Below are 17,833 nucleotides of genomic sequence, written 5' to 3' on the forward strand. Positions count from 1 at the left end.
TTCGGCACACTGGGTGATGGTCGTTAGTACTGCTTCGGCGTGGAAAACGTATCCAGAGTCTGGTGGGTCGGGCACGTTGTTGAGTCCTGAGGGAACGGCTTGATGTCGTTGCTTCAGTGATCGCCGGTCTCACTTGAGAGCCGCCTTGTGCGGGTCGAGGGTGGGGGACTGGTCGTTGTTTGAGAACTGCACAGTGGACGCGAGCATCTGTGGCCAAGTTTTTAAGGGCGCACGGTGGATGCCTTGGCACCAGGAACCGATGAAGGACGTGGGAGGCCGCGATAGTCCCCGGGGAGTCGTCAACCAGGCTTTGATCCGGGGGTTTCCGAATGGGGGAACCCGGCAGTCGTCATGGGCTGTCACCCGCACCTGAACACATAGGGTGTGTGGAGGGAACGAGGGGAAGTGAAACATCTCAGTACCCTCAGGAAGAGAAAACAACCGTGATTCCGGGAGTAGTGGCGAGCGAAACCGGATGAGGCTAAACCTTGAGCGTGTGAGACCCGGCAGGGGTTGCGCTCAAGGGGTCGTGGGAAAGTTCTTCAGCTGTCTGCCGGCAGTTGGGCGAGTCAGAAACCGTATGGATAGTCGAAGGACATGCGAAAGGTCCGGCGTAGAGGGTAAGACCCCCGTAGACGAAATCTGTACGGCTCGCTTGAGCTTCTCCCAAGTAGCACGGGGCCCGAGAAATCCCGTGTGAATCTGGCGGGACCACCCGCTAAGCCTAAATATTCCCTGGTGACCGATAGCGGATAGTACCGTGAGGGAATGGTGAAAAGTACCGCGGGAGCGGAGTGAAATAGTACCTGAAACCGTGTGCCTACAAGCCGTGGGAGCGTCGGACATGCAGCTTGCTGTCTGTCTCGTGACTGCGTGCCTTTTGAAGAATGAGCCTGCGAGTTTGCGGTGTGTAGCGAGGTTAACCCGTGTGGGGTAGCCGTAGCGAAAGCGAGTCCGAATAGGGCGGTTGAGTTGCACGCCCAAGACCCGAAGCGGAGTGATCTAGCCATGGGCAGGTTGAAGCGCGGGTAAGACCGTGTGGAGGACCGAACCCACCAGGGTTGAAAACCTGGGGGATGACCTGTGGTTAGGGGTGAAAGGCCAATCAAACTCCGTGATAGCTGGTTCTCCCCGAAATGCATTTAGGTGCAGCGTCACGTGTTTCTTGCCGGAGGTAGAGCACTGGATAGGCGATGGGCCTCACCGGGTTACTGACCTTAGCCAAACTCCGAATGCCGGTAAGTGAGAGCGTGGCAGTGAGACTGTGGGGGATAAGCTCCATGGTCGAGAGGGAAACAGCCCAGAACACCGACTAAGGTCCCTAAGCGTGTGCTAAGTGGGAAAGGATGTGGAGTCGCAGAGACAACCAGGAGGTTGGCTTAGAAGCAGCCACCCTTGAAAGAGTGCGTAATAGCTCACTGGTCAAGTGATTCCGCGCCGACAATGTAGCGGGGCTCAAGCACACCACCGAAGTCGTGTCATTGCAGCAATACCCCCAACGGGGGCTGTGATGGGTAGGGGAGCGTCGTGTGCCGGGTGAAGCAGCGGAGGAATCCAGTTGTGGACGGTTCACGAGTGAGAATGCAGGCATGAGTAGCGATACAAGAGTGGGAAACTCTTGCGCCGATTGACCAAGGGTTCCTGGGTCAAGCTGATCTGCCCAGGGTAAGTCGGGACCTAAGGCGAGGCCGACAGGCGTAGTCGATGGACAACGGGTTGATATTCCCGTACCCGCTTTGAAGCGCCAACGGCGAACCTCTGAATGCTAAAGCCGTGAAGCCGGCCCGGAGTCTTCGGACGAGGGGACGTGGTGGAGCCGCTGACCCAACAGGGTAGTAGCTGAGCGATGGGGTGACGCAGGAAGGTAGTCCAGCCCGGGCGGTGGTTGTCCCGGGGTAAGGGTGTAGGGCGTTGTGTAGGCAAATCCGCACAACAATAGCCTGAGACCTGATGCCGAGCCGATTGTGGTGAAGTGGATGATCCTATGCTGTCGAGAAAAGCCTCTAGCGAGTTTCATGGCGGCCCGTACCCCAAACCGACTCAGGTGGTCAGGTAGAGAATACCGAGGCGTTCGGGTGAACTATGGTTAAGGAACTCGGCAAAATGCCCCCGTAACTTCGGGAGAAGGGGGGCCGGAACTGGTGATCGGATTTACTCCGTGAGCTGGGGCCGGCCGCAGAGACCAGCGAGAAGCGACTGTTTACTAAAAACACAGGTCCGTGCGAAGCCGTAAGGCGATGTATACGGACTGACGCCTGCCCGGTGCTGGAACGTTAAGGGGACCGGTTAGTCAACTTTCGGGTTGGCGAAGCTGAGAACTTAAGCGCCAGTAAACGGCGGTGGTAACTATAACCATCCTAAGGTAGCGAAATTCCTTGTCGGGTAAGTTCCGACCTGCACGAATGGCGTAACGACTTCTCGACTGTCTCAACCATAGGCCCGGTGAAATTGCATTACGAGTAAAGATGCTCGTTTCGCGCAGCAGGACGGAAAGACCCCGGGACCTTTACTATAGCTTGATATTGGTGTTCGGTTCGGCTTGTGTAGGATAGGTGGGAGACTGTGAAGCCGTGACGCCAGTCATGGTGGAGTCATCGTTGAAATACCACTCTGGTCGTGCTGGATGTCTAACCTGGGTCCGTGATCCGGATCAGGGACAGTGTCTGGTGGGTAGTTTAACTGGGGCGGTTGCCTCCTAAAGAGTAACGGAGGCGCCCAAAGGTTCCCTCAGCCTGGTTGGCAATCAGGTGTTGAGTGTAAGTGCACAAGGGAGCTTGACTGTGAGACCGACGGGTCGAGCAGGTGCGAAAGCAGGGACTAGTGATCCGGCGGTGGCTTGTGGAAGCGCCGTCGCTCAACGGATAAAAGGTACCCCGGGGATAACAGGCTGATCTTCCCCAAGAGTCCATATCGACGGGATGGTTTGGCACCTCGATGTCGGCTCGTCGCATCCTGGGGCTGGAGTAGGTCCCAAGGGTTGGGCTGTTCGCCCATTAAAGCGGTACGCGAGCTGGGTTTAGAACGTCGTGAGACAGTTCGGTCCCTATCCGCTGTGCGCGTAGGAATATTGAGAAGGGCTGTCCCTAGTACGAGAGGACCGGGACGGACGAACCTCTGGTGTGCCAGTTGTCCTGCCAAGGGCATGGCTGGTTGGCTACGTTCGGGAGGGATAACCGCTGAAAGCATCTAAGCGGGAAGCCTGCTTCGAGATGAATGTTCCCACCTCCTTGAGAGGGTAAGGCTCCCAGTAGACGACTGGGTTGATAGGCCGGATGTGGAAGCCCAGTAATGGGTGGAGCTGACCGGTACTAATAGGCCGAGGGCTTGTCCTCAGTTGCTCGCGTCCACTGTGTTGTTCTGAAACAACGACCCCATGCTCATGGAGAGTGTGGTGCGGTCGGATAGTTTCATAGTGTTTCGGTGGTCATAGCGTGAGGGAAACGCCCGGTTACATTCCGAACCCGGAAGCTAAGCCTCACAGCGCCGATGGTACTGCAGGGGGGACCCTGTGGGAGAGTAGGACGCCGCCGAACAATCATTCCAAAATGACCCCCATCCATTCGGATGGGGGTCATTTTGCGTTAACCTCTGCGGATGCAGAACCTGACGCTCACCTGGCAGACGGCCGGTGGCACCGCCGTCGCGCTCTTCGGTGCGGCCTTCGCCGTGCAGCGGGTCCGGCGGAGTTGGGCTCCGCCGGTGGGGGCGGTGTGTCGGGAAGGGGGGATCCTGCTCGCGCTGTTCACGTTGTGGCAGCTGGTGGGGCACCTCTCGGTGATGAGTACGGCGCACGCGCTGGACCGGGCCGACTGGATCCACCGGACGGAGTTGGGGCTGGGGTTGCCGGACGAGGCGGCCTGGCAGCGGTGGGTGGAGCCGCACGGGTGGCTGGTGTCGGCCTGCAACTACTTCTACGCGTCGGCGCACTTCGGGGTGATGCTGGTGCTGCTGGCCTGGGTCTTCGCCCGCCGGCGGGGCAGCTACCGGTGGCTGCGGAACACGGTGGTGCTCACGACGGCGGCCTGCCTGACGGTGCAGTTCGTGCCGGTGGCGCCGCCGCGGATGCTGCCGGGGAACGGGTTCGTCGACCTGGCGGCGGAGTACGGGCAGTCGGTGTACGGCGGTGCGGTGGCGGGGGTGGTGCCGGACCAGTTGTCGGCGATGCCCTCGGTGCACGTGGCCTGGAGCGTGATCGTCGCGGTGGCCGTGGTGCGGGTGGCGCGGACGCCCTGGCGCTGGCTGGCGGTGCTGCATCCGCTGGTCACGGTGTTCGTGGTGGTGGTGACGGCGAACCACTTCTGGGCGGACGGGGTGGTGGCGGTCGCGCTGCTGCTGATCGTCTACCTGGTGCAGTACGCGTGCAGCGGGTGGCGCCAGGGCCGGCAGGAGCCGGCGCCGGAGGCAGTGGAGGAGCAGGCCGCGACACCGGTCCACTGAGAACGTGCGAGGCTGAGAACGTGCGAGGCTGAGAACGTGAGCAGCAAGGCCGGGTCCCCGCAGTGCGGGGACCCGGCCTTTTTCGTGCCCTTGTTCAGGGCGTCACTTCACGGGGAGCAGCCCGCGCCGCCAGTTGCTGCCGGTGAGGGCGGAGGCCGCCCAGTACCAGGCGGCGAGGCCGGACACGGCGGCGATCCAGGAGGCGGCCTTGCCGAGATCGGCGTTGCCGGCGAAGGTGGCGACCGCGCTGAGCAGCAGGGAGACCGTCAGCAGGCCGTAGACGAGTCGGCTGAGCAGTCCGGCGCCCCAGCCGGCCAGGGCGAGGGTGAGGGCGAGCAGGGTCCAGAGGATGAGGAAGAGGCCTGCGGCGTCCTTGCTCGCGCTGCCGGCGGCCGACCAGACGGCCCAGAAGGCGCCGAGGCTGGTGAAGGCGGTGCCGGTGAAGCCTTCGCCGCCGCGCAGTTGCCAGAGGCCGGCGATGAAGAGGGTGAGGCCGCCCAGGAGGTGGGCGAGACCGGCGGCGTCCTTGACGCCGGCGCCGGACAGCAGGCCGGTGCCGAGGAGGCCGTAGGCGAGGAGGGTGAGGCCGAGGGCCAGGTAACCGAGGTTACCGGCGTCGGCGGAGCGGGCGTTCTGCGCCCCGGCAGCTTCGTTGCTCACCGGAGGGCTCCTTTCACTCCGTGCGCCGTCATGGCGCGTTGTACCGCGTGGTCGAGGAGGAGTGCTGGCCGAGCCGGGCGCGCGGAGCCATGGCGGTGCCAAGGGCGCGGGTGGCTGCGGTTGAGAGAAGAACCGGCGAGATGCGCCGGTCGGTGCCCCGTCCGGGGGATTCCCCGGTGAAAGCGGTGTACCCGGCTCCGCGCGCTTGTACCCTTGTGAATCGCACAATTTGTCCGACCGTCAGCTGTGGAACGCCGCCGGTGGACGCGGGTTGAACGGAAGTGAGCGTCCGGGTGGCCGGGCTCGACCGGCTGCGGTCAACCGGCTGCGGTAGATCGGCTGCGCGGTAGATCGGCTGCGGTCGGCCGGCGGGGGCTCAGCCCTGGCGCTGGGTCGGGACGCGCAGGGTGAGGATGGCCATGTCGTCCGAGGGGGGCTCGGGGGCGAATCGCTCGACGGCCCGTTGGACGCGGGCGGCCACCGCTCCGGCGGTCAATCCGGTGCATCCGGTGAGGACTTGGGCCAGGCCGTCGTCGCCGAGCATCCGCAGGCCCTCGCGGCGTTCGGTCACGCCGTCGGTGACGCAGAGCAGGACTTCGCCGGGCTGGAGCACCAACTGCTCAGCGGTCAGCTCCAGTTCGTCCATCACGCCGAGCAGCGGCTGCGGCGAGGCGGCCTGGTCGACCTGGCCGTCGGTGCGCAGCCGCAGCGGCAGCGGGTGGCCGGCGCAGACCAGGGAGAGGGCGGTGCTGCCGTCCTGCTGCGGGGTCAGCTCGCCGTAGAGGAGGGTGAGGAAGCGGCTGCGCGGGCCCTCGTCGAGGATGGCGGTGTTGAGCCGGGTGAGCACCTGGGGCGCGTCCAGGCCCTCGCGGGCGAGCAGGCGCAGCGAGTGGCGGGCCAGGCCCGTGACGGAGGCGGCCTCGGGGCCGGTGCCGCAGACGTCGCCGATGGCGAAGCCGTAGGTGCCCTCGCGGATCGGGAAGATGTCGTAGAAGTCGCCGCCGACCTCGTTGCCCTCGCCCGCGGCCTGGTAGAAGACCTCCACCTCGATGCCCGGGATCTTGGGCAACTCGGGTGGCAGCAGGGCGCGTTGGAAGGCCTGGCTGGTGGCGGTGCGCTCGGAGTAGAGCCGGGCGTTGTCGAGGGCCAGGGCGGCCCGGCGGGAGAGGTCCTCGGCGAGTTCGAGGATCTCCTGGCGTAGCCGCTGGCCGGTGCCGACGCCGAGCACCAGCAGGCCGATCACGCGGTTGCGGGCGGCCAGCGGGAGCACCACGGTCTCGCCGAGCAGGCCGGCGAGTTCGGGGCTGTCGGCCTGGCCGGAGGTGCGGGCGGTGTCGAGCGGGGCGGTCCAGAAGTGGGCGCCGGCGGTGAGTTCACCGGCGGGGGCCGGGGTCTTGTCGAGCAGGGCGCGCAGCGGGTCGATCCGGTCCTCGTCCTCGTGCAGCACGAAGGCGAGGTCGGCGGGGGAGCCCTGGTCGCCGGTGGTGTAGACGGCGCACCAGGAGGAGAGGGTGGGCACCGCCATCTGGGCCATCAGGGCGAGGGTCTGCTCGCGTTCGAGGGTGCCGGCCAGCAGGTCGGAGGCCTCGACCAGGAAGGAGAGCGAGCCGCGGCGGAGCCGTTCGAGCTCGGCGAGGCGGGCGCTCTCCAGGGCGAGGGCGATCCGGTCGGCGGCGAACTGGAGCCGGAGGGCGTCCTCGTTGTCGAACCGGCCGGGGGCGGAGGCGGCGACGCCGAGCGAGCCGGTGAGGCGGCCCTCGACCTTGAGCGGGACGGTGATCAGCGAGCGCAGGCCGGTGCCGATGAGCAGGGGTGCGGCGGTGGGCCGCACCGAGAGGTCCTCGTGCACGGCCGGCAGCCGGGCGGAGTCGAGCCGGCCGCCGCCGGAGTCGACCGGGACGGGGGCGAGCCGGCGGCCGGTGGCGGCCAGGCCGGTGGCGGCGCGGACCTCGAACTCGGTGTCGTCCTCGCTGGTGAGCATGAGGTAGGCGGCGTCGGCGTCGAGCAGGTCGCGGGCGCGCTCGACGATGCCCTGGAGCAGCTCGCCGAGGTCGTCGGGGACGGCGGGGCCGACCAGGAGGTCGAGCGGTTCGACGGCGGCGGGCTTCTCCAGCGCGGTGCCGGGGGAGCGGAGCAGGCCCTGGTCGGCCTCGCGGACCAGCAGGCAGACGGTGGAGGGGGTGCCGTGGCTGTCGCGGACGCGGACCTGGAGGGCGTACACGTCGAGGTGGTGGCCGTCGGCGCGGCGGACGGCGAAGGTGCCCTCCCAGCGGGCGAGGCGCAGGGTGTCGGGCAGGCTGGGGCCGGTGGGCGGCCAGTCGGCGAGTTCGGCCCAGGGCCGGCCGAGCACCTGCTCGGGGCGGTGGTGGAGGAGGGCCTCGGCGTCGGCGTTCCAGGAGCGGACCAGGCCCTCCTCGTCGAGTTGGACCACGGCCACCCGGACGGGGCTCTCGGCGTCGGGGAGTTGACCGCCGGGCAGGCTGGGCAGCGCGTACCGGGTGCCGGGCTGCTGGGCGGGCAGGGCGAGGCGGAACCAGACGGTCTTCTGGCCGGCCGCGTACTCCACGCCCCAGGTGGTGGAGAGGGCGGAGCACATCAGCAGGCCGCGGCCGCCCTCGCCGTCCGGGTCGGCGTAGCGGTCGGAGGAGGCGGCGGGCACGTGGGCGAGGGAGGGCAGGCCGCGCTCGGGGTGGCGGTCGGTGACCTCGATCCGGACGGTGTCGCTCTCGCGCAGACAGCGGACCTCGGCGGCGGTGCCGGCGTGCACCACGGCGTTGGTGACCAGCTCGCTGACCAGCACGACCGCGTCGTCCACCACCTCGGGCAGGCCCCAGCCGAGCAGGGTGTCGCGGACGAACCCGCGCGCGGCGGCGGCCGATCGACCGACCGGTTCGAAGGTGGCGGTTGCGCGCGCGGTGACCACGTGCCCCACTTCTCCCATCAGTCGGCGGGCGGGTCGGCCCCTGCCCGTGCGGCGTTCCACCCTACTTTCCAGGTGGTACCCCGTGGGGCCGGGGCGCCGAAACAGGCACCAGAGGGTGATTCTGGCCACGAGTTTGCCCCGGTGGAGGATCAACCCTGTGCAAGCGACCGGACACGCGGGGCGCAGGCTGCCACACTGGGTGGTCCGCCGCATCCGGCAGGTCGGCCGGACGCGTACGGTCGGAAGGCACCGAAGCCGGTGCGGACGAGTGACGAAATGTGTGGAGGGCCCCGTTGAGTTCGGCGACCAAGGACGTACCCGGTACGACTCCGGCGCCCGCGCGCGGTGCCCGGGGGACGACGGCCCCCCGGGGCGGCGCGGGGCGGCGCCCGAACCACAACCGGGGTGCCGAGCCCGCCGATCTGCGCAAGCTGCTGGCCGCGCTGACGGCGATGCGGGACGGCAACTTCCGCCGCCGGCTCACGGTGCCCGGGGACGGGCCGCTGGCGGAGATCGCGGCGGTCTTCAACGAGGTGGCCGAGCGCAACCAGCACCTGACCGGTGAGCTGGCCAGGGTGCGCCGGGCGGTGGGCCGGGAGGGGCGGCTCTCCGAGCGGCTGGAGAGCGGGGTCGGCGAGGGCGCCTGGATGGCGGCCGTCGACAACTGCAACGCGCTGATCGACGACCTGGCCCGGCCGATGGCCGAGGTGGGGCGGGTGCTCGGCTCGATCGCAGAGGGCGACCTGGACCAGCGGATGGAGCTGCGCTCGGTCCACACCAACGGGGCCAGCCACCCGCTGCGCGGGGAGTTCCTCAAGGTCGGGCGCACCGTGAACGGGCTGGTCGACCAGCTGTCGGAGTTCACCGACGAGGTGACCCGGGTCGCGCTGGAGGTGGGCACCGAGGGCAAGCTCGGCGGCCAGGCCCGGGTGCGCGGGGCGACCGGCAGCTGGAAGGAGCTCGCCGACTCGGTCAACACGATGGCCGGCCGGCTGACGGCCCAGGTGCGCAACATCGCCGAGGTGACCACGGCGGTGGCCAAGGGCGACCTCTCGCACAAGGTCACCGTGGACGTCGCGGGCGAGATGCTGGAGCTCAAGAACACCGTCAACACGATGGTGGACCAGCTCAACGGCTTCGCCGCCCAGGTGACCCGGGTGGCCCGCGACGTGGGCACCGAGGGCCGCCTCGGCGGGCAGGCGCTGGTGCCGGGCGTGGCCGGGGTCTGGCGTGATCTCACCGATTCGGTGAACTTCATGGCCAACAACCTGACCGCCCAGGTGCGCAACATCGCCCAGGTGACCACGGCGGTGGCCCGCGGCGACCTCTCGCAGAAGATCGAGGTCGACGCCCGGGGCGAGATCCTGGAGCTGAAGAACACCGTCAACACCATGGTCGACCAGCTGAGCGCCTTCGCCGAGCAGGTGACCAGGGTGGCCCGCGAGGTCGGCACCGACGGCATCCTGGGCGGCCAGGCGCAGGTGCCGGGCGTGGCCGGGGTGTGGAAGGACCTGACCGAGAACGTCAACTCGATGGCGAACAACCTGACCGGTCAGGTGCGCAACATCGCCCAGGTCACCACCGCCGTCGCCAAGGGCGACCTCTCGCAGAAGATCCAGGTCGACGCCCGGGGCGAGATCCTGGAGCTGAAGAACACCATCAACACCATGGTCGACCAGCTCGGCGCCTTCGCCGACGAGGTGACCCGGGTGGCCCGGGACGTGGGTACCGAGGGCATCCTCGGCGGCCAGGCCAGCGTGCCCGGGGTGGCCGGGATCTGGAAGGACCTGACCAACAGCGTCAACCTGATGGCCAACAACCTGACCAGTCAGGTCCGCAACATCGCCGAGGTGACCACCGCGGTGGCCCGCGGCGACGTCTCCAAGAAGATCACCGTCGACGCGCGCGGCGAGATCCGCGAGCTGGTGATGACCGTCAACACCATGGTCGACCAGCTCTCCGCCTTCGCGGACGAGGTGACCCGAGTGGCCCGCGAGGTGGGCACCGAGGGCAATCTGGGCGGTCAGGCCCGGGTGAGCGGGGTCTCCGGCATCTGGCGGGACCTGACCGACAACGTGAACTTCATGGCCTCCAACCTGACCAGTCAGGTGCGCAACATCGCCGAGGTCGCCTCCGCGGTGGCCCGGGGCGACCTGTCGAAGAAGATCACCATCGAGGCCCAGGGCGAGGTGGCCGCGCTCGCCGGCACCCTCAACACGATGGTCGACCAGCTCTCCGCCTTCGCCGTGGAGGTGACCCGAGTCGCCCGCGAGGTGGGCACCGACGGCATCCTGGGCGGCCAGGCCGGGGTGCCGGGCGTGGCCGGCATCTGGAAGGACCTGACCGACAACGTCAACCTGATGGCCAACAACCTGACCGGCCAGGTGCGCAACATCGCCCTGGTGATCACGGCGGTGGCCCGCGGCGACCTGTCGCAGAAGATCGACGTGGACGCCCGGGGCGAGATCCTCCAGCTCAAGACCAGCATCAACACCATGGTCGACCAGCTCGGCGCCTTCGCCGTGGAGGTGACCCGAGTCGCCCGCGAGGTCGGCACCGACGGGACGCTGGGCGGCCAGGCCCGGGTGCCCGGGGTGGACGGCACCTGGCAGGACCTCACCGAATCGGTGAACGAGCTGGCCAACAACCTGACCCGGCAGGTGCGCGCGATCGCCCAGGTCGCCGCCGCCGTGACCCGCGGCGACCTGTCCCTGCGGATCGACGTCGACGCCTCCGGCGAGATCGACGAACTCAAGGACAACATCAACCAGATGGTGGCCAACCTCCGGGAGACCACCCGCACCAACATGGAGCAGGACTGGCTCAAGTCCAACCTGGCCCGGATCTCCGGCCTGCTCCAGGGCCGCCGCGACCTGGAGGCGGTGGCCTCGCTGATCATGACCGAGCTTACCCCGGTGGTCTCGGCCCAGCACGGCGCCTTCTTCCTCGCCCAGCCGGCCGGCCGCACCGCCGAGCCGATCACCGAGGACGACGACGAGAACGACACCGTGCTGCGCCTGATCGGCAGCTACGGCTACCAGCGCCGCACCATGCCGACCACCTTCCGTCCCGGCGAGGGCCTGGTGGGCCAGGCCGCGGTGGAGAAGCGCCCGATCATCCTCAAGGAGACCCCGCCCGGGTACCTGAAGATCGCCTCCGGCCTCGGCGAGGCCGCGCCCTCGCACGTGGTGGTGCTGCCGGTGCTGTTCGAGGCCCGGCTGCTCGGGGTGATCGAGCTGGCCACCTTCAGCTCCTTCACCACCGTCGCGCTCGACTTCCTCAACCAGATCGCCGATCTGATCGGGGTGACCGTCAACACCATCAGCGTCAACACCAAGACCGAGGGCCTGCTGCTCGAATCCCAGCGCCTGACCGCCGAACTCTCCATGCGCTCCGCCGAACTGGAGGCCCGTCAGGAGGAGCTGGAGCGCACCAACGAGGAGCTCCAGGAGAAGGCCGAGCAGCTGGCCCAGCAGAACCGCGACATCGAGATCAAGAACAGCGAGATCGAGGAGGCCCGGCAGATCCTGGAGGAGCGCGCCGAGCAGCTGGCCCTCGCCTCCCGCTACAAGAGCGAGTTCCTCGCCAACATGTCGCACGAGCTGCGCACCCCGCTCAACTCGCTGCTGATCCTGGCCAAGCTGCTCTCCGACAACAACGAGGGCAACCTCTCCTCCAAGCAGGTCGAGTTCGCCGAGACCATCCACGGCGCCGGCTCCGACCTGCTCCAGCTGATCAACGACATCCTCGACCTCTCCAAGGTCGAGGCGGGCAAGATGGACGTCCGCCCGGCCAAGATCGCGCTGGTGCAGCTGGTCGACTACGTGGAGGCGGCCTTCCGGCCGCTCACCGCCGACAAGAACCTCGACTTCGCCGTGGTGGTCTCGCCCCAGCTGCCGGTCACCCTGCACACCGACGAGCAGCGGCTCCAGCAGGTGCTGCGCAACCTGCTCTCCAACGCGGTGAAGTTCACCGACGTCGGCGCCGTCGAGCTGCGGATCCGCCCGGCCGACGGCGGGGTGCCGCAGCACGTGCGCGAGCAGCTGCTGGAGAGCCGCTCGATCTCCGACCCGGACGAGCCGCTGATCGCCTTCTCGGTCTCCGACACCGGCATCGGCATCCCGGAGAACAAGATCCGGGAGATCTTCGAGGCCTTCAAGCAGGCCGACGGCGGCACCAGCCGCAAGTACGCCGGCACGGGCCTGGGCCTGTCGATCAGCCGGGAGATCGCCCGGCTGCTCGGCGGCGAGATCCACGCCGAGAGCGAGCTCGGCCGGGGCTCGGTCTTCACCCTCTACCTGCCGCTGCGCAGCGAGGCCCCCGGCGCGGTCCAGCTGGAGCGCCCGGCCGGCCCGCCGCTGCGGGCCGTGGTCGCGGTGACCCCGCTGGGCACCCCGGTGCCGGTGGGCGAGAACCCGGCCGAGCACTGGGCCCAGGAGGTCCGCGAGCTGGCCCAGGAGCGCCGCCGCGGCGCCGCCGCCGAGCGCAGCCGCCACCAGGCCGAGGAGGAGCAGCAGCGCTCCGGCGCGGCCGAGGTGCTGCCCCGGCAGTCCCAGGGCGAGGCCTTCAAGGGCAGGTTCAACGGCGAGCAGGTGCTGATCGTCGACGACGACGTGCGGAACGTCTTCGCGCTGACCAGCGTCCTGGAGCAGCACGGCCTGACCGTGCTGTACGCGGAGAACGGGCGCGAGGGCATCGAGGTGCTCGAGCAGCACGAGGACGTGGCCCTGGTGCTGATGGACATCATGATGCCGGAGATGGACGGCTACGCCACGACCGAGGCGATCCGGCGGATGCCGCAGTACTCGGGCCTGCCGATCATCGCGCTGACCGCGAAGGCGATGAAGGGCGACAAGGAGAAGAGCCTGGCCGCCGGGGCGAGCGACCACGTCACCAAGCCGGTGGAGACCGAGCACCTGCTGGCGGTGATGCGGCACTGGCTGCCCGCGCGCTGAGGGCTTCGGCCCGGGGGCGCGGACGGCGCGGGAGAGGGAGGTAGTGCGCGCGCTCTCCCGCGCCCCCTGTGGTCGGCCGGTCCTGGTAAGGTCACCCATTGTCGCTGGCTGTGAGCAGAAGGTGACCCGGTGTCCGGGTTCGCGCATCGCGACACGGCGGGGGAGGGGGTGCGGCTAGCATGACCGGGGCAGTGATGGGTGGTGCGCGAGTGCCGTCCCTCGGAAGACAACCGGCAGGAGGGCGGGTCGTGGTGCAGAAAGCGAAGATCCTCCTGGTGGACGACCGCCCGGAGAACCTGCTGGCGCTGGAGGCGATCCTCTCGGCGCTGGACCAGACGTTGGTGCGGGCCGCCTCCGGCGAGGAGGCGCTCAAGGCCCTCCTCACCGACGACTTCGCGGTGATCCTGCTCGACGTGCAGATGCCGGGCATGGACGGCTTCGAGACCGCCTCCCACATCAAGCGCCGCGAGCGCACCCGGGACATCCCGATCATCTTCCTGACCGCGATCAACCACGGGCCGCACCACACCTTCCGCGGCTACGCGGCGGGCGCCGTCGACTACATCTCCAAGCCGTTCGACCCGTGGGTGCTCCGCGCCAAGGTCTCGGTCTTCGTCGACCTCTACATGAAGAACTGCCAGCTGAAGGAGCAGGCGGCCCTGCTCCGCCTCCAGATCGAGGCCGGCGAACAGCTCGGCGGCGGCCTGCTCGGCGAACTCTCCGCCCGCCTCGCGGCGGTCGAGGAGCAGGCGGAGGCCCTCACCAAGCAGCTCGACGACACGCCGGACGCCGCCCTGGCCGCCACGGTGGCCCACCTGGAGCGGCGCCTGACGGCCCTTCGGCAGGCTTTGGAAGCTCTCAAGCCATAGAGCAACCATCAGGGGCGCGGGGAACTGCGCGAGGTCGGAAGAAGCCTCCGTGCCATCTCGCGTCAGCAGCCAGTTGCACCGTCAACGGATAGTGCAGCCAGGGCATCTGCGTAAGACGGCAGCAGAGTGCAGGGCTGGCCGCGCCGTTCCCCGCGCCCCTGACGGTGCAACTCAGGGCAGGAGCGCAGAGTGGGCCGCGCCCCTGGGTAGTGCAACGGTGCCTCGCGGGTAGGCTGCTGACTCATGGCCACACGTTCGCCCGGGCCGGCCAAGAAGGCCCCCGCTGCCAAGAAGACGGCTGCGCCGGCCAAGAGGGCTCCGGCGAAGAAGGCCGTACCTGCCAAGCGGGCGCCCGCCAAGAAGGCCGCTGCGCGGCCGCCTGCGGCTCCGCCGGCGCCGGCGCGGCAGCCGGTGCTGTACCGGGCCGTGAAGGCCGTCTGGTTGGGCTTGGCGCACAGCGTGGGGGCGCTGTTCCGGGGGTTCGGGGACGGCGCGCGGAACCTGCATCCGGACCACCGGAAGGATGGCGTCGCGCTGGTGCTGCTGGCTCTCGGGCTGGTGACGGCGGCCGGGACGTGGTTCGCGCCGCAGGGGTGGCTCGGGGAGGGGGCGACCAATGTGGTGTCGGGGCTGTTCGGGCGCCTCGACGTGCTGGTGCCGTTCCTGCTGGTCGGGCTGGCCGTGCGGTTGATGCGGCATCCGGAGCTGCCGGAGGCCAACGGGCGGATAGCGGTGGGGCTGACGGCGCTGCTGCTGGGCGTGCTGGGGCTGGTGCACATCGGCTGCGGCGCGCCCGTGATGTCGAGCGGGGCGACCCGGATAAGGGCGGCCGGCGGGATCCTGGGCTGGGCCGCGTCGACGCCGATGATGGCGGCGGCCGGGCCGCCGCTCGCGGTGCCGCTGCTGCTGCTGGTCACCTTCTTCGGGCTGCTGGTGGTCACCGCCACGCCGGTGAACCGGATCCCGGAGCGCCTGCGCCTGCTCGGCGAGCGCCTGGGCGTGGTGGAGCCCGCGTACGTGGAGCCCGACTACGAGGCCGAGCGCGAGTACTCGACCGCCCCGCCGGAGGACGCCGACCCCTCGGCGCTGCCGCACACGGTGGAGGGCGGCCCGGAGGACGAGGTGGCGGCCCGCCGCAAGCGCCGCCGCAGGAAGGCGGAGGACGCGGAGGAGCTGCCCGCCGCCGTCCCGGACATGTTCGTGAAGTCGACCGACCCGTACCAGACCAGGGACATCGCGGCCGGGGTCGCGGCCGATCTGGACGGGGCGCTGCTCTACGGCGTGCCGGCCTCCCCGGCGGTGGCCAGCATGATGCACCAGGTGCAGGACCTGACGGCCGCTCCGGAGGAGCCGGCCGTGCCGGGGGCCCGCAGCGGTGCGCCCGAGCACTCGCCGGCCCCGCAGCGGATGGAGCAGCTCCAGCTCTCCGAGGGCATCACCTACGCCCTGCCCCCGCTGGACCTGCTGGAGCGCGGCGGGCCGGGCAAGGCCCGCAGCGCGGCCAACGACGAGGTGGTGGCGCAGCTCAGTGGCGTCTTCACGGAGTTCAAGGTGGACGCCCGGGTGACCGGCTTCACCCGCGGCCCGACGGTCACCCGGTACGAGGTGGAGCTCGGCCCGGCGGTCAAGGTCGAGCGGATCACCGCGCTGGGCAAGAACATCGCCTACGCGGTGGCCAGCCCGGACGTGCGGATCATCAGCCCGATCCCGGGCAAGTCCGCGGTGGGCGTGGAGATCCCGAACAAGGACCGGGAGATGGTCAACCTCGGCGACCTGCTGCGCTCGCGCACGGCCGCCGAGGACCAGCACCCGATGCTGGTGGGGATGGGCAAGGACGTCGAGGGCCACACCGTGATGGCCAACCTGGCGAAGATGCCGCACATCCTGGTGGCCGGCGCCACCGGCGCGGGCAAGTCCTCCTGCATCAACTGCCTGATCACCTCGATCCTGGCCCGGGCCACCCCGGACGAGGTGCGGATGGTGCTGGTCGACCCGAAGCGGGTGGAGCTGACGGCGTACGAGGGCATCCCGCACCTGATCACGCCGATCATCACCAACCCGAAGAAGGCCGCCGAGGCGCTGCAGTGGGTGGTCCGCGAGATGGACCTGCGCTACGACGACCTGGCCGCCTTCGGCTTCCGGCACGTGGACGACTTCAACGCGGCGGTGAAGGCCGGCAAGGTCACCCCGCCGCTGGGCAGCGAGCGGGAGCTCAAGCCGTACCCGTACCTGCTGGTGATCGTCGACGAGCTGGCCGACCTGATGATGGTCGCGCCCCGGGACGTCGAGGACTCGGTGGTGCGCATCACCCAGCTGGCGCGTGCCGCCGGCATCCACCTGGTGCTCGCCACCCAGCGGCCCTCGGTGGACGTGGTGACCGGTCTGATCAAGGCCAACGTGCCCTCCCGGCTGGCCTTCGCCACCTCGGCGATGGCCGACTCCCGGGTCATCCTGGACCAGCCGGGCGCCGAGAAGCTGATCGGCAAGGGCGACGCGCTCTTCCTGCCGATGGGCGCGGGCAAGCCGGTCCGGATGCAGGGCGCTTTCGTCACCGAGGCGGAGATCGCCAAGATCGTCCAGCACTGCAAGGACCAGCTGAGCGCCCGCTACCGGGAGGACGTGACGGTCGGCGGCGGGCCGAAGAAGGAGATCGACGAGGAGATCGGCGACGACCTCGACCTGCTGATCCAGGCCGCGGAGCTGGTGGTCTCCACCCAGTTCGGCTCGACCTCGATGCTCCAGCGCAAGCTCCGGGTCGGCTTCGCCAAGGCGGGCCGGCTGATGGACCTGATGGAGTCCCGGGGCATCGTGGGGCCCAGCGAGGGCTCCAAGGCGCGGGACGTGCTGGTCACCCCGGAGGAGCTCGACGGGGTGCTGCTGACGCTGCGGGGGTGACCGCCGCCGCTCTCGGTCGTTCGGAGCAGGGGAGGCACGGGCCGGGCTCGTGGCTCCTCGGCGGGGCAGGGCCTGAACACGCGTCAGCGAACTGGCTCGAACCGGTGCCCGTTCGGGCCCGCTCCGCTTGAGAAAGCCCCGGCCCCCGCCCCTAGACTGTCTTCTCAGCAGGTGGCCAACGCTCGAAAGGCGCGCCCAGTGACCATCGGCAAGTCCCCCCACCGAGACAACCGCCGATCCCTCGCCCCCGCCGAGGGTGCCGTACCCGAGCCCGTCCGTGCCCCGGCCACCGAGGCCGCGAGCATCGGCTCCGTCCTGTCCGCCGCCCGGCTGCGCGCCGGGCTGACGGTGGACCAGGTCAGCACCGACACCCGCGTCCGGGTGCCGATCGTGCACGCGATCGAGGAGGACGACTTCGGCCGCTGCGGCGGCGACTTCTACGCCCGCGGCCACATCCGGGCGATCGCCCGGAAGGTCGGGGTGGACGGGGAGGCGCTGGTCGCCCAGTACGACGCCGCGCACGGCGGCGCCCCGGTCACCCAGCCCCGCGGCCAGCTGCTCGACACCGGCCCGATCAAGATCACCGATCACCGGCGGCCGAACTGGACCACCGCCATGGTGCTGGCGATCGTCGCCGTGGTCGGCCTGATCGGCTTCAACCTCGTCTCCGGCGGCCCGAGCCGCTCCACCTCGGCCGGTGCCGCCAGTGCCCCGCTGCCCAGCGCCAGCGCGGCCCCGGCCACGGTGACCCCCTCCGCCCAGCCGCCCGCCCCGGCGCCCAGCATCGCGGCGATCGCGGCGGCCCCGGCCGACAAGGTCACCGTCAAGCTGGTCGCCGAGAAGGACACCAGCTGGGTCTCGGCCCTGGACGGCGCCGGCAAGTCGCTCTTCCAGAACAACCTGGACCAGGGCAAGGACCAGACCTTCACGGACCCGAAGCAGATCAAGCTGGTGATCGGGAACGCCGGGGCCGTGCACGTGTACGTCAACGGCAAGGACCTCGGTGCGGCGGGCGAGGACGGCCAGGTGGTGCACCTCACGTACACCCCGGGAGACCCGCAGGCAGGCTGATCGGAGCCCGGCGCGGCCGGGCG

General features: G+C 69.1%; 7 protein-coding genes and 2 rRNA genes. 7 read left to right on the top strand and 2 right to left on the bottom strand.

Features of this window, described 5'->3' with window-relative positions:
* Positions 1-211: 211 nt before the first annotated feature.
* The 3 genes from CFP65_RS26195 to CFP65_RS26205 all read left to right on the top strand — a co-directional run bounded on the left by CFP65_RS26195 (position 212) and on the right by CFP65_RS26205 (position 4,437).
* A 23S ribosomal RNA gene (locus CFP65_RS26195) occupies positions 212-3,332 on the top strand.
* A gap of 84 nt (positions 3,333-3,416) precedes the next feature.
* A 5S ribosomal RNA gene (gene rrf, locus CFP65_RS26200) occupies positions 3,417-3,533 on the top strand.
* A gap of 61 nt (positions 3,534-3,594) precedes the next feature.
* On the top strand, positions 3,595-4,437 hold the full coding sequence (locus CFP65_RS26205) for a phosphatase PAP2 family protein (protein ID WP_104818495.1): 843 nt from the start codon (positions 3,595-3,597) through the stop codon (positions 4,435-4,437).
* Positions 4,438-4,539: 102 nt separating this feature from the next.
* Here CFP65_RS26205 and CFP65_RS26210 read toward each other — a convergent pair whose 3' ends face one another.
* Both CFP65_RS26210 and CFP65_RS26215 read right to left on the bottom strand, forming a co-directional pair.
* The gene (locus CFP65_RS26210) at positions 4,540-5,097 is read right to left on the bottom strand and encodes a GPR1/FUN34/YaaH family transporter (RefSeq protein ID WP_104818496.1); all 558 of its coding nucleotides are present in this window, start codon (positions 5,095-5,097) and stop codon (positions 4,540-4,542) included.
* 376 nt (positions 5,098-5,473) lie between these two features.
* Positions 5,474-8,020 carry a SpoIIE family protein phosphatase gene (locus CFP65_RS26215; RefSeq protein WP_104821131.1) on the bottom strand — a complete coding sequence of 849 codons (2,547 nt, stop codon included), beginning with the start codon at positions 8,018-8,020 and terminating at the stop codon, positions 5,474-5,476.
* Between the two features lie 293 nt (positions 8,021-8,313).
* Between CFP65_RS26215 and CFP65_RS26220 the strand changes: the two genes are divergently transcribed.
* The 4 genes from CFP65_RS26220 to CFP65_RS26235 all read left to right on the top strand — a co-directional run bounded on the left by CFP65_RS26220 (position 8,314) and on the right by CFP65_RS26235 (position 17,810).
* Positions 8,314-12,975, top strand: a complete 4,662-nt coding sequence (locus CFP65_RS26220; protein WP_158702361.1) for a HAMP domain-containing protein — start codon at positions 8,314-8,316, stop codon at positions 12,973-12,975.
* Between the two features lie 248 nt (positions 12,976-13,223).
* Complete coding sequence (locus CFP65_RS26225) at positions 13,224-13,844, top strand: two-component system response regulator (RefSeq protein ID WP_104818497.1); 621 nt, start codon at positions 13,224-13,226, stop codon at positions 13,842-13,844.
* Positions 13,845-14,087: 243 nt separating this feature from the next.
* On the top strand, positions 14,088-16,739 hold the full coding sequence (locus CFP65_RS26230; RefSeq protein WP_104818498.1) for a DNA translocase FtsK: 2,652 nt from the start codon (positions 14,088-14,090) through the stop codon (positions 16,737-16,739).
* Between the two features lie 198 nt (positions 16,740-16,937).
* Positions 16,938-17,810 (top strand): RodZ domain-containing protein, encoded by an 873-nt coding sequence (locus CFP65_RS26235; RefSeq protein ID WP_254552571.1) that lies wholly within the window; start codon positions 16,938-16,940, stop codon positions 17,808-17,810.
* Positions 17,811-17,833 lie beyond the last annotated feature (23 nt).

Origin of the sequence: Kitasatospora sp. MMS16-BH015, assembly GCF_002943525.1 — a bacterium.
Lineage (GTDB): Bacteria > Actinomycetota > Actinomycetes > Streptomycetales > Streptomycetaceae > Kitasatospora.